25 protein-coding genes are annotated in these 22,373 nt (G+C 65.9%); 12 read left to right on the top strand and 13 right to left on the bottom strand.

Annotated elements, in window-relative coordinates:
* Positions 1 to 23: 23 nt before the first annotated feature.
* Positions 24 to 251 (top strand): RNA-binding S4 domain-containing protein, encoded by a 228-nt coding sequence (locus AB0K73_RS13935; RefSeq protein ID WP_360513906.1) that lies wholly within the window; start codon positions 24 to 26, stop codon positions 249 to 251.
* An 87-nt stretch (positions 252 to 338) separates the two neighbouring features.
* Here the strand turns inward: AB0K73_RS13935 and AB0K73_RS13930 are convergent, their stop codons facing one another.
* Together AB0K73_RS13930 and AB0K73_RS13925 are read right to left on the bottom strand one after the other, a co-directional pair.
* Positions 339 to 569 carry a hypothetical protein gene (locus AB0K73_RS13930; RefSeq protein WP_360513903.1) on the bottom strand — a complete coding sequence of 77 codons (231 nt, stop codon included), beginning with the start codon at positions 567 to 569 and terminating at the stop codon, positions 339 to 341.
* 100 nt (positions 570 to 669) lie between these two features.
* Positions 670 to 894 (bottom strand): hypothetical protein, encoded by a 225-nt coding sequence (locus tag AB0K73_RS13925; RefSeq protein WP_360513900.1) that lies wholly within the window; start codon positions 892 to 894, stop codon positions 670 to 672.
* Between the two features lie 112 nt (positions 895 to 1,006).
* Between AB0K73_RS13925 and AB0K73_RS13920 the strand changes: the two genes are divergently transcribed.
* The 3 genes from AB0K73_RS13920 (at position 1,007) to AB0K73_RS13910 (ending at position 3,490) form a co-directional block, all read left to right on the top strand.
* Positions 1,007 to 1,969, top strand: a complete 963-nt coding sequence (locus AB0K73_RS13920; protein ID WP_360513897.1) for a hypothetical protein — start codon at positions 1,007 to 1,009, stop codon at positions 1,967 to 1,969.
* A gap of 186 nt (positions 1,970 to 2,155) precedes the next feature.
* Positions 2,156 to 3,088: a hypothetical protein gene (locus AB0K73_RS13915; protein WP_360513894.1), complete on the top strand. Its 933-nt coding sequence runs from the start codon at positions 2,156 to 2,158 to the stop codon at positions 3,086 to 3,088.
* 3 nt (positions 3,089 to 3,091) lie between these two features.
* The gene (locus AB0K73_RS13910) at positions 3,092 to 3,490 is read left to right on the top strand and encodes a GntR family transcriptional regulator (protein ID WP_360513891.1); all 399 of its coding nucleotides are present in this window, start codon (positions 3,092 to 3,094) and stop codon (positions 3,488 to 3,490) included.
* A gap of 88 nt (positions 3,491 to 3,578) precedes the next feature.
* On the opposite strand, the gene AB0K73_RS13905 is transcribed toward AB0K73_RS13910, so the two are convergent.
* The 11 genes from AB0K73_RS13905 to AB0K73_RS13855 all read right to left on the bottom strand — a co-directional run bounded on the left by AB0K73_RS13905 (position 3,579) and on the right by AB0K73_RS13855 (position 12,675).
* Positions 3,579 to 4,067 (bottom strand): adenosine-specific kinase, encoded by a 489-nt coding sequence (locus AB0K73_RS13905; RefSeq protein WP_360513888.1) that lies wholly within the window; start codon positions 4,065 to 4,067, stop codon positions 3,579 to 3,581.
* Between the two features lie 184 nt (positions 4,068 to 4,251).
* Entirely contained in the window at positions 4,252 to 5,352 is a 1,101-nt protein-coding gene (locus AB0K73_RS13900) for a DUF3644 domain-containing protein (protein WP_360513885.1), read from the bottom strand.
* A 265-nt stretch (positions 5,353 to 5,617) separates the two neighbouring features.
* The gene (locus tag AB0K73_RS13895; protein WP_360513882.1) at positions 5,618 to 5,884 is read right to left on the bottom strand and encodes a DUF6112 family protein; all 267 of its coding nucleotides are present in this window, start codon (positions 5,882 to 5,884) and stop codon (positions 5,618 to 5,620) included.
* A gap of 1 nt (position 5,885) precedes the next feature.
* Complete coding sequence (locus AB0K73_RS13890) at positions 5,886 to 7,052, bottom strand: M23 family metallopeptidase (RefSeq protein ID WP_360513879.1); 1,167 nt, start codon at positions 7,050 to 7,052, stop codon at positions 5,886 to 5,888.
* Between the two features lie 8 nt (positions 7,053 to 7,060).
* Complete coding sequence (locus AB0K73_RS13885) at positions 7,061 to 7,717, bottom strand: hypothetical protein (protein ID WP_360513876.1); 657 nt, start codon at positions 7,715 to 7,717, stop codon at positions 7,061 to 7,063.
* Positions 7,717 to 8,805 (bottom strand): ParB N-terminal domain-containing protein, encoded by a 1,089-nt coding sequence (locus AB0K73_RS13880; protein WP_360513873.1) that lies wholly within the window; start codon positions 8,803 to 8,805, stop codon positions 7,717 to 7,719. Before AB0K73_RS13880 ends, AB0K73_RS13885 begins: the two co-directional genes overlap by 1 nt.
* Positions 8,802 to 9,629, bottom strand: a complete 828-nt coding sequence (locus tag AB0K73_RS13875; protein WP_360513870.1) for a hypothetical protein — start codon at positions 9,627 to 9,629, stop codon at positions 8,802 to 8,804. Before AB0K73_RS13875 ends, AB0K73_RS13880 begins: the two co-directional genes overlap by 4 nt.
* A 56-nt stretch (positions 9,630 to 9,685) precedes the next feature.
* On the bottom strand, positions 9,686 to 10,066 hold the full coding sequence (locus tag AB0K73_RS13870; RefSeq protein ID WP_360513867.1) for a hypothetical protein: 381 nt from the start codon (positions 10,064 to 10,066) through the stop codon (positions 9,686 to 9,688).
* The gene (locus AB0K73_RS13865) at positions 10,059 to 10,721 is read right to left on the bottom strand and encodes a DUF2637 domain-containing protein (protein WP_360513864.1); all 663 of its coding nucleotides are present in this window, start codon (positions 10,719 to 10,721) and stop codon (positions 10,059 to 10,061) included. The genes AB0K73_RS13870 and AB0K73_RS13865 overlap by 8 nt, the downstream gene beginning before the upstream one ends.
* On the bottom strand, positions 10,718 to 11,617 hold the full coding sequence (locus tag AB0K73_RS13860; protein WP_360513861.1) for a bifunctional DNA primase/polymerase: 900 nt from the start codon (positions 11,615 to 11,617) through the stop codon (positions 10,718 to 10,720). Before AB0K73_RS13860 ends, AB0K73_RS13865 begins: the two co-directional genes overlap by 4 nt.
* A complete protein-coding gene (locus AB0K73_RS13855; protein WP_360513857.1) occupies positions 11,614 to 12,675 on the bottom strand; it encodes an ArdC-like ssDNA-binding domain-containing protein in 1,062 nt (353 codons plus the stop codon). Before AB0K73_RS13855 ends, AB0K73_RS13860 begins: the two co-directional genes overlap by 4 nt.
* 321 nt (positions 12,676 to 12,996) lie before the next feature.
* Between AB0K73_RS13855 and AB0K73_RS13850 the strand changes: the two genes are divergently transcribed.
* The 8 genes from AB0K73_RS13850 to AB0K73_RS13815 all read left to right on the top strand — a co-directional run bounded on the left by AB0K73_RS13850 (position 12,997) and on the right by AB0K73_RS13815 (position 21,873).
* The gene (locus tag AB0K73_RS13850) at positions 12,997 to 13,419 is read left to right on the top strand and encodes a hypothetical protein (protein ID WP_360513854.1); all 423 of its coding nucleotides are present in this window, start codon (positions 12,997 to 12,999) and stop codon (positions 13,417 to 13,419) included.
* Between the two features lie 53 nt (positions 13,420 to 13,472).
* Complete coding sequence (locus AB0K73_RS13845; protein WP_360513851.1) at positions 13,473 to 13,949, top strand: hypothetical protein; 477 nt, start codon at positions 13,473 to 13,475, stop codon at positions 13,947 to 13,949.
* The gene (locus AB0K73_RS13840) at positions 13,946 to 14,971 is read left to right on the top strand and encodes a hypothetical protein (RefSeq protein ID WP_360513848.1); all 1,026 of its coding nucleotides are present in this window, start codon (positions 13,946 to 13,948) and stop codon (positions 14,969 to 14,971) included. Before AB0K73_RS13845 ends, AB0K73_RS13840 begins: the two co-directional genes overlap by 4 nt.
* A 278-nt stretch (positions 14,972 to 15,249) precedes the next feature.
* The gene (locus AB0K73_RS13835; RefSeq protein WP_360513845.1) at positions 15,250 to 16,110 is read left to right on the top strand and encodes an alpha/beta fold hydrolase; all 861 of its coding nucleotides are present in this window, start codon (positions 15,250 to 15,252) and stop codon (positions 16,108 to 16,110) included.
* A gap of 138 nt (positions 16,111 to 16,248) precedes the next feature.
* Positions 16,249 to 19,719 (top strand): MobF family relaxase, encoded by a 3,471-nt coding sequence (gene mobF / locus AB0K73_RS13830; protein WP_360513842.1) that lies wholly within the window; start codon positions 16,249 to 16,251, stop codon positions 19,717 to 19,719.
* Positions 19,720 to 19,830: 111 nt separating this feature from the next.
* On the top strand, positions 19,831 to 20,241 hold the full coding sequence (locus AB0K73_RS13825) for a sulfate permease (protein WP_360513839.1): 411 nt from the start codon (positions 19,831 to 19,833) through the stop codon (positions 20,239 to 20,241).
* Between the two features lie 96 nt (positions 20,242 to 20,337).
* On the top strand, positions 20,338 to 20,604 hold the full coding sequence (locus AB0K73_RS13820; protein ID WP_360513836.1) for a hypothetical protein: 267 nt from the start codon (positions 20,338 to 20,340) through the stop codon (positions 20,602 to 20,604).
* Positions 20,605 to 20,613: 9 nt separating this feature from the next.
* Entirely contained in the window at positions 20,614 to 21,873 is a 1,260-nt protein-coding gene (locus tag AB0K73_RS13815; protein WP_360513833.1) for a hypothetical protein, read from the top strand.
* Positions 21,874 to 22,373: the final 500 nt, after the last annotated feature.

Below are 22,373 nucleotides of genomic sequence, written 5' to 3'. Positions count from 1 at the left end.
ACCTGGTCGACTAACATTCGGGGATGACGAACCCGGCTCCGATCGACGATGTCCCGATCGGCCGTGAGGTCATCCGCCTCGGGCAGTTCCTGAAGTTCGCTGGGCTCCTCGACTCCGGTGGAAACGTGAAAGAGGCCATCATGGGCGGCCATGTGGCGGTGAACGGCGATGTTGATCGCCGACGCGGACGGCAGCTGCAGCTTGGCGACATCGTCAGCTTCGATGGACGCAGGGTCCGCGTCTGCCCGTGAGGGTACCGATGCGGACGGAGACAGGGACCACCAAGCGCAGACCGGTGATTCGCGGTGGAGGATCCGTAAGCGCGACCCCGTGACGGGTTAGCGTCGACGTGGGATCTTGGGCAACCCGGCCTTGAGGCTGATGATCATCGCGTCGACGAGTTTGCTCGCCTCATAGGCTGAGATCTCAACTGCAATGACGTCTCTGTCGGGCGTCCTGAAGGTTAGCTTGACCGTCGGGACGACGTTCTTGCCCTTATAGACGAGGCCGCTTTCGGCGCTTGTCTCGACGCCCTCGACCTCGATGCGTTCCCCGCCTCGCTTGATCACGTCCAAAGCATACGGGGACGGTCGCTTCGAGCGTCTTGTGGTCGGTCCGTCGCCAACGCCCGTACCCGGATCTCGCACCGGTACCCCGGAACGGGATCGTTCAGCGCGACATCGCGCCGTCCGCGAGTATCCGTCGCAGCAACTCCCCGCCGGCATGGGCCTCGGATGAGAAGACGTGTTCGCCGTTACGGCGACCCCGCTCGCTGTAGTAGACATGCCAACCATCGGTTTCCTCGATCAGGCAGTATGCCTCGTTCGAGTCGTAGCCGATGCTGTACGCGGAGTCTGGCACGGACAATCGGTGCAGCTCCGCTCGCAGGTCCATGAACCGAAGATAGCCAAGGCCACGGGCGACGCGCACCCGATCGGTATCCGGGTCGGCGCAGTTTGGCGCTAGTGGCCCGATCAGCGACGGGAGCTTCCGATACGCTCCGTCGATGAGTGATCAGGAATCGACGGCAGTGCCGAGTGATCGTGAGACAAGTGGGATAGGGCTGGGAGATGAGCTCAATCGCGACTTCTACGCACATTCTCCCTCCCAGTACTTGCGCACTCGCATCACTTTGCTGATCGCGTTCGGAGATGCGCGCACGCCGATACACCAAGCGGTGTCGGAAGGCGTCCGTGCCTGGGAGATGAGCGCCCACTCTGATGCCATGCCAGACGACGATGAAACGGACGGGTTCGCCGTCGTCGAGTCCCTATCGATCATGTACTTGGCGGCCGAAGCGCTCCTACGCCTGTACTTCGCGCACGCGGACGGGGGTTCATGTCCCCCATTGCAGTTGTCGTCGTTGACGAGCTATGCGAAGTTCAAACAGCAGGCGGAGGCGTTGCTCAACGAGCCTCCCAGCATCGAATCTCTGCGCCCCGTCTTCCGAGGCATGCTTGACGCTCCGCCCGACGTGCCTGAAGAGACGTGGGCCGAGGATGCAGAGGTTCTCCAATTTCTTGTCCACCGCGCGGCGGAGCTGATGGCACGCGAGTCAAACGTCTACAACGCGACAAAGCACGGCCTTGCCGTTCAGCCTCGAAAGTCCGCCATGCGGCTAGGCAGCGAGGAAGCTTCCGGCGGCGTGATCATCGACCACCACGGATCCTCGATCAGGTTTCTCAGCAAGCAGCCCGGCTCTGACCACGGCGTCCAGCAATGGCGGGAGACCATTCAATTTGCTTTCCCGTCGATCAACCTCGCAGTCGCCTCCGCCTTCGCAGACGAGATCGATGCGATCCACACCGTTGCGAAGGGCCGCCTGCTTGCCGAGGAAGGATCGATTCCAATTCATCGGCGAGCTCTGCTTGAGCATCTTCGAGCCGTACCCTTCGGGAGCAATTACACGGGCCTGCTTTCGATGGCAATGAATAGGAACTTTCAAGTCAAGATCTCGCGTGAGCGATAGTGGCAGGCACGCCGATTTGGGGAGCGCCTCTTGCATCGCAATCGCGCGGATTGCCAGATGCGGGCACCGCGATCGGACATCGCCGCAAGTGGATCCCTCAGTGGGAACGTTTCAGACCACAGCATCGGGGGAGATCGAAGTTATGTATCATCATGTCGATACATAACTCGAACCGTTGGAGGCAAGGTGGCGTTCGTACTGTTCGTATGGATGGAAGAGATCGGCGTCACCGCAATAGCTCTCGTGACGGTCGGCCTGCTTCTTCACTCCGCGCGGAAGTCGGTGACAACCGCACCGAGCCAGTCGTGGGCTGGTCGTTTGGCTGCGGCAATCGCCTCAGCGGGGGTGGTGCTGTACTGGCTCTCGCGTTGGTGGTCCGACTACGCGGACCCCCGCGTTGAGCGCTTTGCAATCCCGATGGCCGCCGCCATCGTCGCCGTTGTCGCCTACATCGCGTTCAGCGCCCGTCGGCCGGCGGGTCGGCAATTGCGTGAGGTCGACCTCACGCCCAGATCGCTATGGTCGTTCGGCTCTTCGTCGTGGTTCACCCTCTGGGCGGTGCTGACTGGCCTCCTCGCGATGACCGTGGTGCTTGCCGGACTCGCCTCGAGCACGGACGACTCCGGTCGTCACATCATGATCCTCATCCAGATCGGTGGTTCTCAAGCGGGCACGATCTTTTTCGGCTGGTCCTTCGGGCTGCCGGTTCTTGTGACCCTGGTCGCGCTGAATGGAGTAGTCATGATCGCTCTGTGGCGCATCGCACGTCCTGCCGTGCCGGCTGATCCGGTGCTGCGGGACAACGACCGTGCGGCTCGGCGCAACCAATCACGAACAGTACTCTCGATCACGTCTGGCGCAATGGCCTTCACTCTCGGAGCGTCGTGGCTGTTCATCGGCCGCTCAGCCCAACTGGCCGCGAGCCTTCCCGGACCCGACGGCATCCGAATCGAGCTTGGAACGTCGTTCGCGGCATTGGCAATGCCACTGACAGCCCTCGGGCTGCTGCTCGAAGGCGCCGGAGTCGCCTTGGTGCTGTTCCCGCTCTGCCAACGAGCCGGCCGACTGTCCACCAAACAGCCAGCCCACGAGTCCGCCGAGGCCAGAGCGGGCCGCTGACTTATGGTCGCGATCGACGTCCGCGGTGCGGCACCGCCGTCAGAGCAGATCTACCAGCAACTTCGCGGGCTCATCCTGGCAGGTCGCCTCGCTCCTGGCGAACGTCTCCCCACTGTGCGCCAATTAGCTCGCGACATCGGTGTCGCACCGGGAACCGTAGCCCGGGCATACAAACAACTCGAAGCCGAGTCATTCGTCCGTACACGTTCCCGCGGCGGGACGACCGTCAACGCGTCGCCGCGCAGCCTTCCGCCAGAAATATTGAAAGCCGCCCGACAACTCCGCGAAGCCGCCACCCGGAGCGGCCAAAGCCTCGACGTCGTCGTCGCAGCACTCAATGGGATTTGGCACGCCGGTGAAATCGAGACGCCATCCACCGAAGCCTCTCCAGAAGGCTCGTGAGTGAAACGGCCAGCCGGTCGTGAAGCGCTTCGCACGAGAAAAGTGCCGCCCGAACCGGGTCCTTCTGCGCCCGTCGGTCCGACCCGCGTCAGACCTTGTAGCCGATCGCGCGCAGCAGCTGCTTGCGGTCCGCGACATCCCGCTCGGTCTCGACACCGACCGGGGGTTCGCCATCGATCACTCCTGCCACGCCGCGGCCGGCGTCGGTGACGGCGACAAGGATCTGCACCGGATTCGCCGTGGCGCAGAAGATCGAGCACACCTCTGGCACCGCTTTGACCTGGTTGAGCACGTTCACCGGGAACCCGTCACGCAACATGATCACGAACGAGTGCCCGGCGGCGACGGCCAGCGCTGCCGCGACCGCGAGGTCCACGAGTGAGCCGTCGTTTCCGGTGCGTCTGACCAGCCGCGCGCCGGAAGCTTCACAGAACGCGACTCCGAACTTCAGGGTGCCGCCGACCCCGGCGAGCGCCTCGTGCAGGTCTTCGACCGTCTTAATGAAATGAGATTGACCGACGATGACGTTCACGTCGTCCGGCTTCTCGAGCGAGACGACCTCGATGTCGACAGTCACGGTGATCCTCCTTCGACGCCGTCAGCATAGACCCGCAACAGTGCCGCCGCGCCGACGTCCTGCTTCGATCAGACCCCTGCGCCTCCCTCGCCCAACAGCTCAGCGCCGAGCGATCGCCCACGCACCCGCAGGCGGGTGCGCATGCGGCAATGTTCATGCATGGACGCACAGGGAAGCTCCGCTGTTAGTCGGTGAGGGTGGAATCTGCGTCGACGTCCGATGCTGGCTTGGGTCGCGGAACCATCCCCGTCAGCGCCTCGAATCCCTCTGCTGTCGAGCATTTCTTGATGACATGCTTCACATAGGCCCGTGTGTAGCGGTAAGACTTCGTTGGCTCGTCATACTCACAGAAGTCCGGATTCGTGCGGTGCGGGTTTGGATCGCCCGCCGGCGGTCGCACTTTCAGGTTTCTCCACGCAGCCGCGAAGTGGTTGAGGTTGAATACGAATGGGATGCCGGCTTCGATTTCGGCGGAAGCTGGTTTGGGCATCAGCCTGCCGAGCCCCGATACGGGTTGATTGCGGTCCCGAACAATAACTTGGCCCTTGCGCCCCATTTCCTCGACGGCCCGTTTCTCGGCGTCCGTCATGTCGGCATAGTGCGTGAACTGAACGGCCACCGCGTCAGGATCCTTCGGGGCAAGCTCTACAGCAGCTCGGAGCCTGAACTCGTAGCGGGGGTCTCTCGTGACGTCTTCGTCAAGCCCGGACTCGTAGTCAGTGAGGAACCCGCGCAGGTCGGAAGGAAGCGTCTTACGCAACCTCCTGAGGGCCTGCTCCCCCTGTTCGCTGAACGTGCCCACGAAAAGTGGAATGCGAAGCCGCAGCGCGAGCGACTGGTCATCACCGAACTGGCCCGTCAATTCCTGTTCGTAGTTGAGTAGCAGCGCATGAGCGTGGCCGGCGAGAGTAATCATGAGTGCCGCGTCGGCGTGAGCGTGACGGTGCTCCAAGCGATTGCGAAGCCGAATGAAGAGGTTGATATTTGTACGAACAACGGCTGCCTCGTCGTTCCAGCGCTCCCGAACGGAGCGTTCGAGCTCCCATCTCTTTGCCTCGCCATCGATTTTCAGCAGTCGCTTCTTGAAGCGGGTGTCCCAATACCTGTAGTCGATACCGTCGCGGATGAATTCGGCATGCAAGAGATATAGCCAGGCAAGGTGCATGTGCACAACGAAGCCTTCGAAAGACCGACTCTCCGCTGGATCGTTATAGAGCCTGACCGCGAGGCATGCTTCCTCAACGCTCGCGTCGAGCGTCGCTTGCCATCTCGGAGGGCGCGCCATGAGCAGACTCTATGGCGGACCGTCCCACCCTTACCAAGGACGCTCCGGCCCGTTCGGCGTCTTGCTTTCCCGGGAGCCGGTCCAGCATCGACGTCTGGAAGCCGGTCGGCCAGAGATTCAGCCAATCGCCGCAAGGCTGGTGGGTTCAGCACCGCAGCCGTTTGGGGTGCGGATTCCCGTAGGCCTGTCCCGCAAAATGGCCCGGTGAAGGGGGGCTTAGCGCTCTGCTCAGCACACTCCGAACGGATGCCGAGCGATCGCGCGCTTATAGCTGGGACCCGACGCCGAGCAGGAAGTTGACCCAAGCGACGCCCGAGCCCGCGAGCGCCGCGGCCCCACACGCCACCCAGAGCCCGATCCGTGCACGCGTAGCAGTCTGGAAATGTCCGTTCGCGGACGCGAGCGCCCACGTCACTCCGCTGATGATCATCATCAGCACGGCGACGATGAGCACGAAGGTCAGCAGGGCACCTGCGATGCTCTCGAGTTCGGCTGCGCCGCCGACGGCTCCGAAGTCGGGAAAGATGTCCATCTCATGCCGCCCTTCCTGGCCGACATCCGGCCGTGGCAACTTCGCCACCGTCAAGGCCGGCCGCACCGTGTTCCGCGAGCCACACCAGTGCGTCGACCGCCGGCTCGCTCGCCCCACCGGGATGGATCTCGAGGTGAAGGTGTGGCCCGGTCGACTTGCCTGCGGATCCAACGTCGCCGATGTGTTGCCCCGCGGCCACGCTGTCGCCTGCGGCGACGTGGATGCCGTGGTCGTACATGTGGGCGTAGTACGACGCGACGCGCTTGCCTCCGACGGTGTGCTCGAGGATGATGAGCCCCCCGTATGTGCCGCGCTCTCCGGCGAAGGTGACGACGCCGTCGGCGACCGCGAGTATCGGCGTGCCCGCCGGTGCTGGCAGATCGCTGCCCGCATGGAACCGCTCCACGCCGGTGTACGGGTCGATTCTGGGGCCGAAGCTGTCCGACGTCGTGTAGGTGCCGGCGGGGAGCGGGAAGACGACGCGCGCGGTCTCCGGTACCGCCGGGCTCGCCTCGCTCGACCCATTCGGCTGCGGTCGCGTGAGCGCGGTGAGGATGGCCTCGGCGACCGGCTCGTAGTTCTGGTATCGATCCGGGAAGGCGCTGACCTCGACAGCCTGAGCAGCCTCGCCCGAGTCGAGCAAGTGCCAGCCCGAGATTTCCAGCAAGCCGCGCGGGGATCCGCCGTTCGGCCCTGAAGGGCCGCCGAAGAACGCCCGCGCCTGATACTCGGGATCCATCAGTTCGGCGACGGTTCCCCAGCCCGACGCGGGGCGCATCTGGAACAGCCCGAGCGAATCGTGATCGGCACCGACACCGTCGTTGGGGTAATTGATGGATTCGGGATACGCGCTCGGGTTGGCGAGCATGCGCAGGGATGATTCGGTGAGTGCCGCCATCAGCGCGATGATGACGCCGTTGCGGCCGACGCCCGCGATCCGGCCGCCGATCGAGATGATGGTCGCAGCGTGCATGAGCTGTTGCCTGTTCAGCGTGATCGATCGGCCGTCGCGAGTCTGCGCGGTCAGCGAGTCCGGGATCGCACCAAGGAGAAGAGATCCAGAGCCGCACGAGATCGCAGCGGGGTTCATGAGCGCAGCCACGCTCACGAGCGCCGCCGGCGGTGCGGCGATCAGGACAAGCAGGAGCAGGCCGATGAGCTTCTTCATTCCTCGCCTCACTCCAACGGGGAATCCGGTCGAGAGAGCCGCAGCAGCACGCATGGATCGTCTGCGGGGCACGCGATGAAGACCGTGAATGAAATCCGTCGACTCGTGCGCATCTCCTGCTCGCCCCAAGTTCCGGCCCGCTGGCGCACGCCCACGATGGTGAAGGCCGCGGCATCCGCGGGAGCCTGGCCCGGGGCCGCCTGCGCGATCGCGGTCCACCACGTGCTGGGCACTACGACCGACTCCATCTCGATCCACTGCCGGGTCCCGTAGTCGCCCAGCCGACCCCAGTACTCCGGTCCCGGCAGGTAGTTGCGAACATCGGATGCGACCGCGGATGCCTCGTCGGCATCCGCTGCATCGACCAGAGTCTGCGCCCACTCCGAGACGCCGCCCGGATGTCTGGTGTCCCACGTGAATAGCGCGCGCGCCAGAGCCCGGACGAACCGCTCCGGATCCGATGTCGCCACGATCGGTCGTGGTTGAACGACTGGTGCTGCGCTGCTGGGAGTTGCGGATGCCTCGTGGCCGGCGTGCCCGGTTCCGCCGGCGGCGCCTGGGCCGCGAAGTAGCCCGAAGATTCCCATTGTCACGAGCAGGAGGAACACACCCGCGACAACAGAGACCGCGATGATGATCCGGCGACGTCGATGCAGGGCGAACATCACCGGCTCCTCGAGGTCGCCGCGTGACGCAATCGGCTTCGTAGCGACCGGAGGGTCTCGGCGAACTCGATCGTGCCGGCGAGCGTAGCTTCGAACTGCTCCCACTGCTCGTCCGTAAGCGTGGATGCGAGCTCGTCGACGTCGTATCGCTTCCACCAGTCGCGAAGGTCGGTCCACTGGAACACGAATGCGCGAACCGGCAGCAGCGCGTCGGAGACATCCGCAGGCGTTATCCGCTTGATGCGCGCAGCGCCACTCGTGGGCGCACCGCCCTTCACGCGGGCGAGCGCCTCACGTGCAAGTTGCTCGAGCTCGACGGCGCTCGCCGTCGACTCGACCGCGTGCAGACGCGCGGCGCCGTGCAACGAGGCCCGCCGAACGCCCGTCGGCTGCGAGACGTCAGAGGCGATCGCCTCGAGTTCAGCGAGTGACATCCGCGCACCGATGCGCTGATGTGCGGGGTGAACCGCTGCGCCGTTGTCGATGCCATCGAGCTCTGCGAGCGCCTGAGCGCGAATCGTGGCATCCACGTCGCCATCCCCGGCGATCCGCTGCAGGTCGTTGATCTCCTCGAGTCGGGAGTACGCGCGCCGACCGGTCACGATTCGGGCCGCCTGTGATCGGCTGTCCCCGACGCCGCTGAGGGACGGTTCCGCCGATTCGGCGGCACCGTCCGGTCTCGTGTTCTCGTCGTTCGCGTGGAACCTCGACGCAGCCTGACGGCGTGCCGCCTCCTCGGCGAGTACAACCTTCAACTCGCGGTACAGGGTTGCCGCTTCCGTCGCACTGAGCGGTTTGTGGAGGAGGTTGTCGTCCTGCTCCGCGAGAAGCTCCATGAGGCGATCCGAGATACCCGACCGAACCCAGACGTTGAGCTTCCGAACGCCCAACTGCCGAAGCGCCGCCAGTCGACGCGCCCCGCAGACGAGGACGCCTTCGGGAGTGACCGTGATCGGTTGTAGCAGACCTTGACGTTCAATCGAGGTAGCGAGCGCGTCGATGTCGCCGAGGTCAACCCGATGCCGCGTGCCGATTCGGATGGAGTCGATCGAGCGCTCCAGTTCGATGTGCCCGGCGGAACTGGTCATACTCGCGCCTCGGGGAGATTGACCACGATCTCCGAGATCAGGTCGTCGTCTCCGAACAACGAACGCAGCGGCTCGCCCACCAGGAGTCGAAGCAGGATGCCTCGGCCGGCTGCAGTGTGCGATTGCGTTGGATCCGCGCAACCCAATACCGCCCGCAGCATCGAGAGCCACGCGCCCTTCGGAAGGTCGAGCAGCGCCCGCGCGGTGTAATCGCGACGCAGCGACTCGTAGGCGGACGCGCGCGACGGCGCATCCGCCAATCGCCCGCAGATGTACTCGACGCCACCGCGTGCACGGTCTGGTGGCCAGCCGAGCAAGGTGAACAGTGAGATCGCGTCCTCGACAGCCGACTCGACGCCCGGGGGAGCAGCATCCATGCCGACGTCGACCGGTTCCGTCCGGAATGCGGGGTGGTAGTCGGGCAGGGCGTGCTCGCGGTCACTGAAGCGTTCGGCATCGTGGTAGCCCGAGAACCGAGGTCGACGGGCCTGGTGTACCGAGCAGAGGAGCCCCTGCGCGCGTTCCTCCGCGATACACGTCACCTGCACGGCTCGAGTGACGACTGCCCACGGGTCATCCGCTCGCAAAGTGGAAGGTGCCCGCATCGCGTCGAATGCGGCGGCCGCAGCCTCCCATGGATCAAGCCCGTGCTTGCGGGCGAGAGCGGCATAGCGGTCGGCCGCATAGCGCATGAGTTCTGCGGCCTCGAGATCGGTACGCCAGCAGGATCCGCCGTCGGACTGCAACCGTTCGAGCACGATGCGAAGGCGCTCGGAATCGCGAAAGGACTCCGAGTGAGGATCGTTGTCAACTTGCCGGTCCATCGTGGCACCTCCCGACACGGTGATGTGCGTCTCCGCCGACACCACGATGCGCATGATCAACGTCGCCCCAGGTCGCGCCGGATGAACGTGGGATGCGCCTGCGACCGCCCGAAGGCGGAGAGGGGAGGAAGTCGATCCGCCCGATCGCGGATCGCTCGCCGAGTGGTCGCGGCGGATCGCCGCATCCGCCGTGCCAGTTCTGCCTCGAAGTCGAGGCCGCGCCCGGCGACCCGGCCAGAGCCGCTGTTGAGCAGGTCTGACGCGCGAACCCAGATGATCCCGGGCTGCTCTGGGGCGCCGCCAAGGAGGTCTCGCCGAACGCGTTTGCGCGGCGCCGCACTCGTTGGGGCCGCCTGCAGCCCATCGGGTGGATGTTCGCCGTGATCCACGTGCTCGATGGTCGCGGCGCGTGTCTCCTCGAAGTCGTCCTCATCCATCGCTCGTGCCCTCCCTCACGGTGTTGTTCTGCAGAGCAGGTGTGACGACGCGTTCCCGGAACCAGCGCCCGACCGTGGACGGATGCACGCCCAGATGCTTCGCGATGGCGGCGTTCGACCATCCGAGAGCACGGAGTGACGAGGCATCCGGGCGACCCGAAGCGGTCGCCGGGAAGTCCGTCGTCGCCGTCGCGACGATCGAAGGCGCGGTGTCCGGCTCGGTTGCCTGCGCCGACGTGCGGCCGACATCGTGACGCATGAGCACCGAGGTCAGGTGGGTGATCGAGAGCAGCACCAGAGGGGGTACGGCAGAGACGGATGCCGCGAGCACGAGCGGCACCTCGGTGGCCTCCGCGACAATTGCGTGTGTCGCATTGGCGGTGACCGAGATTGCCGCCCCGGCGACGAGCAGCGCCCACGGGTACCAGGCGACGCGCGAGCGTGCGAGCGCGACGGCGGCCACGGTTGCGACCACGATGATGCCGTCGACGATGAGCGGCCATACCCAGGCCTGAGCCGGGTCGAGCCCGGAGCGGCGCGCCAGATCGCTGAGCGACGTGAACGAGAGCCAGAAGGCCCCCGCCGCGATGAATACGGTGCCGATGATCGCGGTGACCATCGCCAGCCGGACGCCGTCGACGCTCGGGCGGGTCATGGAAGACACGGCGCCTCACCTCTCTGCGTGCGCGGAGCCCGGCACTCACGCCAGGTTGCATCGGCCGTCGTTGGTGTCGCAATCGTCGGTTGTCGGAAGGCGGAACGGATCGTCGTCGCGATCTCCCACTGGGGCAGCCCGACGCTGCTTGCTGCTGCGCCGAGCGCAGCTTCGACATCCGATGGTGAGAAGCCGGCCTCCGCGAGTCTGCAGGCAGCCCAAAAGAGGCCGTGGTTCCGTTCGCCTTCCTGAAGTCGACTGACCCACTTGGCGAGGCGTTCTGAATCCGGCGAGGCGCTCGCCGCGATGCCGGCCGCTGTTGCCACGGGTCGCGGATCGATGAACTTCCGAAGGGACTCAGCATCGACGGGTCGGGCGTTCGCGGCGGACAGGGAGAAGAGTCGATAGGCGACCCGACCGCGGTCGGTGGCCAGCATCGACGGCGGAATGAGGACGTAGCCTCCGGCGCCGCGGAAATCGATATGCGCCGCTGCAGCCTGCCAGCAGCGCTGCGGACGAGACGGCACCGCCGGGAAGTAGACATGGAGCCCTCCGGACGGCGTGCGGACCCTGGCGAGCTCGCGTTCGAGGTGGCCGGCAGTGGCAGCGCGCTCGAATGCGCTGAACCCGGATTCCTCGCCGGCGACATCGATATCCACGACATCGATGCCCGAGGTGCTTCCCGTCGGCATGCCGATGTTCGCGTTCGGCCACCGCGACCACCACGCGCGGACGAGGTCGAGGTCGGAACTCGCATCGTGGAAGCCTGAGCGCGTCAACGGACGCTTCCCTTCCACGGCGCACGGGAAGATCGGGGTGCCGGCGCGGGCGAAGGTGAGCGCGGCGTCGCGCGGCGACATCCGTCCGGTGGCCAGAAGCACTTCGGCGACGCTCATGACAGGCTCCGCGTTCCGACTCGGAGTTCGCGATTGAACGGTGTCGGTCGCGAGGCGGCCGGTCCAACGTTCTGGAGTGGGCCACGCGGTTCGAGCCCCGGAGATGCGTCAGCGACGCTCTGCACGGTTGGCAGCTGGTCGAGGATCGCGACGGCGACTCGCCGTACGCGTTCGCCGGTGTCCTGGACGACTTCGACTGCGCTCTTCTCCTTCACCGACGTCGCCCACGTCGAGACGTACGGGATCGTGTAGCTGCTCGTATCCATCCCGTGCGCCGCAGCGATCATCAACGCAACGGACTCGGCCTCCACCTCTCCAATTCCGCGATGCGTCACCGCTTCGGTCGCCGGATCGTGCATCCGTATGTGGGCGAGCTCGTGTGCCAGCGTCTTCACTCGCGCAGCGGCATCCATGTCGCCTCGAATCGCGACCGTGCGCGCGGCGAAGTCGGTCACACCGTTCGCGCCGCCGAGTGCGGGGGCGTCAACCGTCGAGAGCCGGAACTCCTCATCTTGCACGATGTCGGCGAGCCCGTCCCAAAGGCCGACGGGCGCTTCACCACTGAGTAGGCGCGGCACGGGGAGCGCAGGGAGCGGGACGCCGTCGGTCTGCGAGACATCCCACACATATGCGGGCCGTACGCCGATCATGCGTGGGCGGACGACTTCACCGGGGCGCGGACGCTCATTGCGCTCGAGTCGTCGCCACGAGCTCGGATCGGCCGGCGAGGACGTTGCGAACCGCGCCGTCCGAGGAGCCAGGATCATGTACCCGGACTGGCCGGCGAGCACGCGTCGTCCGAGAGCCTGCCACTGCTTGAAGCCGGCGACCCGGGTCGGAACGGGCTCGGGCACTTGGCCACGCCGGTACGCTGCCGCGTGCTGCCACCAGATCAGCATCGTGTTGTTGAACGAGCGGGTCCGAAAGCGGGCGGCGAATTCGAGCGCTCGCTTCCATTCGTCGCCCGAGACGAGGGATTCGACGGACGAGACGAGTTTCTCGTGAATCTCGTCGAGCTTCGCATCCCAGCCTTGGTGCGGTTGCGGCTTGGTTGACACGTCGTTCACCTTCCAGAAGGACGTCGCCGGTTCGGCGTGGCTGACGCATAGGTGTGCGCACGCATCATGGAGGTCCTCCGCGGCATGACGAATGTCGCCGCCGGGTCGGTTGCTGCCGGCGTCATCGCGCCGCTTCCCTGCGAGCAGTTGAGCATGCTCAAATCCGGCGCTGGTTCGTTCCTAGCACTGCATTTGAGCATGCGCAACCGTTGTGTTGAGCATGCTCAAAGAGTAGATTGAGCATGCCCAATTCGGGCCCATCGCTGGAACCGAAACGACGATGCCTCGCCTGACCCGAGCGGGTGGAAGGTGTTCCGACACATGATCGAAGACGAGAGCAACACCGCAGCCGAGGATCTCGCGAAGCGACTCCGGCTCCTTCTCGATGTCGCCGTCGCCGAGACTGGCTCAGAGCCCACGTACTCCCACATCGCTGCGTTCCTCGAACAGCGCGGCACCAACCTCTCGCGCTCGCGATGGACCTACATGGTGAACGGCCATCGGTATGTGCAGGACCGCGTGCTTTTCGAGGGCCTAGCCGACTTCTTCGACGTCGACGCGGCCTTCCTGATGGGCGCTGAAGGCGCTGAGATTCCGGCGAAGGTGAGTGCGCAGCTCGACCTTGTGCGCTCCATGCGTGCAGCGCGTGTCAAGTCGTACGCAGCTCGCACCCTCGGCGACATCTCGCCGAACGCGCTCCATGCAATCAGCAAGTTCCTCGATGAGGAGATCACGCACACATAGAAGTCCCGCGCGGGTGCTGCGCGACGCGGTGGCATCCGGCGACGTCAGAGGGGGTGGCCAAGACGGTGAACAGCGAAGCGAGCGTAGCGACGGCGTTCCGTGAACTCGCATTAGGGGAAGCCTTCACGTTCGACGAACTGGTAAGCGCGGTGCAGTCACGGCGTCGGCGAGGTATCCGCATCGTCGAGCTGGCTGAACTCAGCGACCACGACGGACTCTGTGCCATTTGGCTGATGACGGACACCGAGGACATCGTGCTCCACGCACGCAGCGACTCCAGGCTGCATCGGCAGCAGTTCGTGTTGCACGAGCTGGCGCACATGATCCTCGGTCACGGGATCGATGACGATCGTGAGATGCCGGACTTCCTGCTGCCCGACATCCCACTGGACACTCGACGTCGCTTGCTTCGTAGGCAGAATCTCGACACGGCGGAAGAGGTCATCGCGGAGTCGCTCGCCGACCAACTCGCCGCAGCGATCCGAGGCTCGGCCATGCACGAGTCACGATTCCTGGAGATCTTCGGGTGATTCCCGTTCTGGTCGCCACGCTGATGTGGATACTCCTTGTCAGCCTGCTCGTGCTGCGACGGCGGCGTGAGGAACGGACCATCACCTACGCGACACTCACGATCGCCGTTTCAATGACACTCAACATCGACCCGGTCTACGAGGTGCTCGACGCCGTGGTCGGCGGTCAGAACCTCGTGACACTGATCGCGGACCTGGCGTTGATGATCGGGGTGTTCTTCCTGGGCCGCGGCGTCATGAAGGCGTCCGATCGACAGCCCCGCGTCGTCCAGTTCGCGCTCGGCCGCACCGCCCTCGCGGTTGCACTGGTGTTCTCCATCGTCGCATTCGTCTTCATCGACCAGCGGGGGACCACCACGACCTTCATGCTCGACCTCGGCGACCAGCCGGCGGCCGCGGCGTATTCGATGATCCACTTCACCTACTACGGCGTCGTCCTCGCCGCGATGGCCGCGCTCGCAGCGCAGCGAATCCGGGTCTCACAGGGCACCCAGCGCCTCCCGCCGACGTCACTGCTCCTCGGAAGTCTCTTCGGGCTGACACTCAGCGCCGTGGTGATCAGCATGGATATCGCGCATGGCGTGGGTAATCTCGAGCTCATGGCCGCCGTGTCTGTCGCGTACGGCCCGCTCTATCTCTGTACGTTCGTATTCCTGTGCCTGGGGTTCGCTTCCCAGCCGGTCCTCCGAAGCCTGCAGACCCGATCTCGGGCGCAGAGAACCCGCGCGCTCATCCTCGAGCTCCAGCCGGCCTGGGGTCGAGCGATCAGCGTGCGGCCCGGGATCAGTCAGAGCGCGGATGCCGCGTTCCAGACGTCCGAACCCGAGACCGTGCTGCACCGCGAGATCGTCGAGATCCGCGACGCGCTCATCGACAGCCGAGTGGCGTTCGACCTGTCCGAGGAGGAGCGGGAGCTCGTCGACCGGGCGGAGCGGCACTTGGTCGGCGCCGGGTTCGCGGATGTGCCGTCTGAGCCAGCCGACGATTCCGCGGCCGCAGAGCTGAGGAAGCGCGCTCAATGAAGCTCGGATGGTTGGTCGCGGGGCTCGGGACCGCCGCCGCGGTCTCGCTCGGCGGCCTCGGGTTTGTGATCGCACGACGCCTCACGGCCCGATCGGATCGGCGTTTCGATGTCGTCATCCGCGATATCGAAAAGGTGGGAGACCGGCGGGCCGTGGTCTTGGACCGGACGACCCGAACGGCCGCGCCTGGGCGATACAGCTTGCTGCTCGAAGGCGGTGGCCTGATTCGACTGGCGAACGAGGTGGACGACCGAGGGGCGGCCCTGGTCAGACGCGACGTGGACGGTGGCATTGGCGCGACCGGCCCGAGGGCGGGGGAGCGTGCGTCTTGGAGCGGGATCTACTTCGCCAGCCCGTCGGATGCGGGTCTCGAATGGGTCGACGTCGAGGTGCCGACCGACGTCGGGCCGGCTCCTGCGTGGCAGATCGAGCCGGCCGGCGCGAGCTCGTCGACGTGGGCGATCCACATCCATGGCCTTGGGAGCCCCCGAGCCGGCACGCTGCGCGGGGTGCAGGTTGCAACAGAGCTCGGGTTGACCTCCCTCGTCGTGACGTATCGGAACGACGGGGAGGGTCCGTCGGTCGGGACGGGTCGTTCGACGCTCGGGTCGGTGGAGGCCGATGACGTTCGGTCGGCGTTGGCCTATGCGCGCGCTCACGGCGCTCGACGACTCATCCTCTTCGGCTGGTCGATGGGCGGCGCAATCGCATTGCAGATCGCGGTCGACCCAGAGTTGCGTGCTGATGTCGCTGGAGTCGTGCTGGAGTCGCCGGTGCTCGACTGGGTCTCGACGATCAAGGCGAACTGCGTGCGAGCCGGGCTCCCTGCGTGGGCGGGGCTGCTCGCGCTGCCGTGGCTGGACCGACCACTGCTAGCCCGGATCGCCGGCCTGCCGAGCGTGGTCGACGTCGGCCGCTTCGACTGGGTCGCGCGTGCCGCCGAGATTTCGGCCCCGATGCTCCTGCTCCATGGCGCCGAAGACACGTCCTCACCATTCGCGGTGGCTGCTCGTCTGCAGAGCCTCCGACCCGACTTGGTCACGCTCGAGTCATTCGATGCCGACCACACGATGACCTGGAACTCCGACCCGGATCGCTGGCGACAGACCGTGCTCACCTGGCTTGCTCCTCGACAATGAGCGGGAGCCGCTTCCGGATCGCGTTCTCGCCCCCTACGTTCGACCGTTTCGGTAGCCACTCCTCGCCGCCGTCGCCACTGCCGCCACGCCTCTTGCAGATCGAGGCGCACCTTCTCCACGGCGGTGGAGGTAATCGCGATGACGGTATCGATGCGGGTCATGAGCGCCGGCGACGGATTCAGGTACCTCCTCCGCACTGTCGCTGCCGGCGATGGCGACCGTTCGCTCTCGACGCCGCTGACCCGTTACTACAGCGCGAACGGCACTCCGCCGGGTCGCTGGATGGGAAGCGGCCTCGCTGCTCTGGGTTCGACCATCGTCGAGGGGAACGAGGTCTCCGAAGAGCAGCTCCAACGGCTGATCGGTCTGGGTTGCCATCCGGTCTCCGGTGAACCGCTGGGACGGGCGTACCCGGTCTACGAGAAGGGGTCGGGCCACGAGGCATCCCGCCGCCGCGCCGTCGCCGGCTACGACTTCACCTTCTCGATTCCGAAGTCCGCGAGCGTCCTTTGGGGCGTTGCGGATGCAACGACGCAGGCGGCTATTGTGCAAGCCCACCATGCAGCTGTTGCGGAGTCGCTTGCGTTCCTCGAGCGCGAGGTTGCTGCGACGCGCACCGGAGTTGCCGTACGCGACGGAGCCGTTGCGCAGGTCGATGTGTCGGGATTGACCGCAACCGCGTTCGATCACTTCGATAGCCGCGCCGGCGATCCACACCTGCACACGCACGTTGTGATCAGCAACAAGGCAATGACCGTGCACGACGGGAAGTGGCGTTCGCTCGACGGAAGACCAATGCACGCAGCGGTCGTTGCGATCTCGGAACTCCACGAGACGCTCTTCGCGGACGCGCTCACGCGGTCGATCGGTGCGCAGTGGGAGCAGCGTTCACGAGGACGAGACCGCAATCCGGCGTGGGCGATCGCGACCGTTCCGGAGGCGCTGGTCACCGAGTTCTCGACGCGATCGCAGCACATCGATGCCGAGACGGACCGCCTGATCGAGGCGCACACGCGGGCACGCGGCCGTCGGCCGGGTCGCGTGACCATCATGAAGCTCCGCGCGCAGGCCACGCTGTCCACTCGGCCCGCGAAGGAAGTGCGTTCACTCGCCGAGCTCACGGCGGGCTGGCGCGAGCGCGCTGCGAGCGTTCTCGGAACGGATGCCGTGAGCTGGGCCCGCACCGCGATCACAAACCTTCCGCACGCCATGCTTCGCGCTGACGACATCCCGCTTCCGAAAGTCGGCGCCCTCGGGAGGGCCGTGATGATTGCCGTGAGCGAGAAGCGCTCCACTTGGCGGCATTGGAATCTCGTCGCCGAAGCGGCGCGCCAGACAATGGGTTTCCGGTTCGCGTCGGCGTCAGATCGCGAGGCGGTGATCCGTCTCGTCGTCGATGCTGCCGAGCGGGCGTCACTTCGCCTTACGCCGCCGGAGCTCGCACCGAGTCCGGCACCGTTCCAGCGAGCGGATGGCTCGTCGGTCTTCCGTCCGAAGCACCCGGTCGTGTTCAGCTCGGCAGAGGTGATGGCGGCCGAGGCGAGCCTGCTGAAGCGCTCGGTCGACGACACCGCGCCACGCGTCGCGCCGACGACGCTCCGTGCGACGCTCAGAGCCGGCAGCGGGAGGGGAGCGGTTGACGACGCGCAGGTCGAGGCGCTCGCGAATATCGTCGCATCGGGGCGCGTCGTGGACGTTCTCGTCGGTCCGGCCGGCGCAGGCAAGACGAGCGCGATGAGTGCGCTTCGCCGCGTTTGGGAAGAAGAACATGGCGCCGGCTCGGTCGTCGGGCTCGCGCCATCCGCCGCAGCCGCCCACGTCCTCGCTGAAGACCTTGGCATCCCCACCGAGAACCTCGCGAAGTGGTGGCACGACCACCTACGCATCGGAACGACGTTCCGACCCGACCAGCTCATCATCATCGACGAGGCGTCTCTCGCCGGCACGTTGTACTTGGACCGGGTGTCGGCGCTCGCCGCCGCCGGGGGAGCGAAGGTCCTGCTCGTCGGCGATCCTGCGCAGCTCCAATCCGTCGAAGCCGGCGGCGCATTCTCGTTGCTCGTCCACGATCGACCAGATGCCCCTGAGCTCATTGAGGTGCGTCGCTTCGTCAACGAGTGGGAGAAGGCCGCGTCACTGGCTCTGCGCCATGGCGATGCCGAGGCCATCGACGAGTACATCGCGCACGGCCGCGTGCTCGAGGGCAGTACTGAGGCGATGGCGGATGCCGCGTACCTCGCGTGGCGCGCCGATGCCCGCGCTGGGAAGGCGAGTGTGCTGATCAGCGAATCGAACGAAGCGGTGTCGGCTCTCAACGTCCGGGCACGGACGGAACTCATCCTGGAGGGTCGGATCGACGCGCTCCGAGAGGCGGAGCTGCACGATGGCACCGCGGCATCCGTCGGCGACACGGTCATCACCCGGCGGAACGATCGCCGGCTTCGCGCCGGACGACGCTGGGTGCGCAACGGCGACCGATGGACCATCGCAACAGTGCGCAGGGATGGCGGTCTCGAGGTGCAACGGCCCGAACGTCCATGGCGGGGCACTGTCGTGCTACCAGCGGCGTACGTCCGTCGACACGTCGAGCTCGGGTACGCGGTGACGGCTCACCGGGCGCAGGGCATCACCACCGACACGTCCCACGTCGTAGTCGCGTCGGGCACGACTCGAGAGAACCTCTACGTGGCGATGACACGTGGCCGCGAGTCGAACGTCGCTTACGTCGCTGTCGACCGACCGGATGTCTCGCACATCGGGCCGCGCCCCGGCGATGCGGAGAAGGCGACGGCACAGAGCGTTCTCTACGGCGTGCTGCAACACGTCGGAGCCGACGTGTCCGCGCACGAGACGCTCGCGGCGGAGCAGGACGCGTGGGGATCGATCGCTCAGCTCGCAGCGGAGTACGAGACCATCGCTGCGGCGGCTCAGCGGAGTCGGTGGGCGGAGCTCGTACGCGGTTGCGGACTTCCTCTAGACCAAGCCGAATCCGCGATCAAATCGGATGCCTTCGGGCCCCTGACCGCGGAGCTCCGGAGAGCGGAAGCCGAGCACTTCGACGTTGAGCAACTGCTCTCGAGCAGCGTCCGGGCTCGCGGGTTCGACGATGCGCAAGATATCGCGGCGGTGCTGCGTGCCCGAGTCGCGGCGGCAACTGTCCACGGCGTCGGTGGTCGCGCCGGGCCCTCACGCAAGGCTCCGCGGCTCATCGCGGGGCTCATTCCGCTAGTGCTCGGTGAGATCGATCCTGACGCTCGCCGTGCCCTCGAGGAGCGACGCGCTCTGATCGAGGCACGCGCAGACGCGATCCTCGACCAGGCGCTGCACGGAAAGGCGCCGTGGACTCGCGCACTCGGGGTGCCACCGCGCGGAGCGTCGGAGGCCTGGCGCCGTTATGCTCTGACGGTCGCCGCCTACCTCGATCGCTACGGCCTCACGGGAGCACACGCATTGGAATCGGAACCGCAAAGCGGCGCGCAGCGGGCGGATGCAGCCAGAGCTCGGCGTGCGCTCGGCATCGCGCGTCGACTCTCGGACCAAGCGCGCGGCGCCGACCGGCGGCAGCCGAGTGTCCCGACGGCTCTTCCGTCTGTCGGACGTCAGTTCTAGACTGCGGCCGAAGGCGACCTCATTTCGTTGCATCGCTCGTCGCGATGGCATGACCTCCGATTTTCGGCGGTCCCTCCAGGTTCTCGTCGCCGAACAATGGAGGGCTGCAGCATGTTCGGGCTCATCTGGGCGAGCGTCGCCCGCACCCACTTCGTGCTCCGTCGGTTCATGCCGGCCAACATTCTGCTCGACGCCATACACACGCGGCGTGGACTCAAGTGGGGCGTGCTGGCGATGCTGCTCGCAGTTCCGTACGGCCTCGGAGCGCTGCTGTGCCTCGGACTCGCTGAGGCGGAGGCGCCCGGCTGGCTGTACCTCGTCGGGCTGCTCCTCGCTTGGAACGCGCTGAAGTTCATCGTCGCCGGCCCCGTGACGCTGATCCGGCTCGCCCGAGTTCGGATGCACGAGGCTCGAGTCACTCGTGCGGCGACGGGTAGTCGCGAAGAGAAGTACGTCCTCGGTCCCGGCGTCGCCCCCCACGGTGCCGCATCTGAGCGCGAGCCGGCCGATCTCGCCAGGTAGACCTGCTTTCGGCAATCATCCGCACGGCGCTATCGGTGCACCTGTTGTTCACGTAAGTCTTGTGGCACGACGTATGCCGCGAGCAGGAGGACAGCCATGATGGTGCCGCAGGAGCAGTTCGACGATCTCCTCAGCCGAACTGCGCTGGCGGCGCTGTTCTACTACCCCGAGATCGCCGTTGACGATGTCGAGTACGACCTTCAGCGAGACATCGACTACTGCCTCGAACCGATAGAAGGGCTCGCGGTCGAGGACGTCGAGCGCCTTCGTACCGTGATCGGGCGCGTGATCACGAATCCGTCGGCGCATCGCTCGGAGCTGCTCGCTCTCGTGATCGAGCTCGCGCCGCCCGACGGCGGATAGGAGGTCGTCGTGCCCAGCACCGACAGCGACGACGAATCCAAGCGCGCCGCCCAGAAGCTGGAGCGCAAGCGCGAACGGAACCGACGCTGGCGAGAAGCAAATGCCGATCTCGCACGCGAGCAGAGTCGCGCGTGGAAGGAAGCGCATCCGGAGCGTGTCCGTGAGATGAATCGTCGGTGGCACGAGGAGCATCGTGATCGAGCTCGGCAGCAGCATCGCGAGTTGGCGCGTCGCAATGCTGCGCGGAAACGGCGCGAAGCCGAGACGAAGCGGGAGTCGCGGGAGCGAGCCAAGCGCTGGCGCGAGGAGCATCCCGAACGAGTGCGCACGTACCAGCAGCGCTGGGTCGAGGAGAACCGCGACAAGGTTCGTGAGTACTACAACCGCTACTACGCGACGCATCGCGACGAAGTGAGCGAGCGGGCCGCGGCACGACGTGATGCTGACCCGGAGCGCGCTCGGCGTGCCTCAAAGGAGTGGGCCGAGCGAAACAAGGATCGTCGCGCGGAGCTCCAGCGCAACCGCCGCAGCAACCCCGAGATCTATCAAGCGGAACTCGAGGCGAATGCCTCGGAGCGGCGTCTCCAGCGGCGGCTCGCGCGCGCGGGGCTACCTCCGAAGCGACTGCATCCCACTACTGCTGCCGAGCGTCGCGCGAACGAACGGAAGGCTGGCGCCTACTTCGGTGACCCGATGCTGAACGAGCATCTGCGGCAGTTCACGGTGTTCGCCGAGACGTTGACGGAGCACATGCTCAAGTACGGTGCAAGCATGCGGGAGTTCGCGGAGGCTTACGCGGCGAGGCGTGCGCGGATGGGACTCCCGCCCGTAGACGTCGAACGCATCGTGTACGCCCGCGCGGTTGAGATCGTGACCGACCGCATGCGACGGGTCGACCTTCTGACTAGCCAGGATGTTGCAGCCTCAGTGCGCAGCACGCAAGCGGTGCTGAGACAGGAAGAACGCCGCCAGCAGTTCGAGCGCCTCGTGACGTCAGTCGTCGCACATGTCGAGAATGATTTCACGCGCTTGGCCAAGGAGGCGGCGTTTGAGAACCGGGCGCGCCGACGACACGGTCGGCCTCCGGTTCCGACGGAGTCTCTCGTAATCCAGCTGGCCGCACAGGAACTTTTGCCCAAGCTGAGGACAAGCCGTCTCTCGGTGGAGGACGCTCGGAAAGCAGCGCGGGCGGCGAAGGCGCGCATCGGGTTGCGGTTCAAATTGCAGGAGCCGCGCGCGCCGATCGAGATTTCGCTGCGTGGTACCTGAACTGGTGAGGCGACGCGTTCCCACCGGGCCGATAACCTTCGGGAATGGACCAACCGCGTTGCATAGCCCACTGAGCCAAACGAGGACTGACGCAGCTCACGGCGAGGCGAAGGCGAGCTCGGTCAGCGCAGAGGTCGCGCTTCCTGTCGCCGAGGTAATCGCTGCCACGCCGACCTTGACGCGATCGGGCGGATCGCTTCATGCTTCCGGACAACATGAACATCCCCGAGAACGAGCGTTCGGTGTACGGGTCGGTGTGTCGGCGCTTGGTTGACGGGAAGTCGATCACGAGGATGACGGCACGCAGTCAGTTCAACGCAGGTAGCTGAAGCGACGGCTCAGATCTTGGGGAGTTCCGTGTCGTTCAAAGGCGCAAGGTCTGGTGCGTGATGCTTCGCGCGCCAGGACTGCGCATGACCACAAAGCACGACGCGTTCTTGGCATGAGATTCGCTACGTACAAGCCAGACTGGCCGCCGCGGTGCTCTGTCACTGGGAGAG

It is taken from the genome of Agromyces sp. NPDC052230 (genome assembly GCF_040679595.1).
Lineage (GTDB): Bacteria > Actinomycetota > Actinomycetes > Actinomycetales > Microbacteriaceae > Agromyces.
The sequence above is the reverse complement of the archived record's forward strand: the minus strand, read 5'-3'. Positions and strand labels throughout refer to the sequence as shown.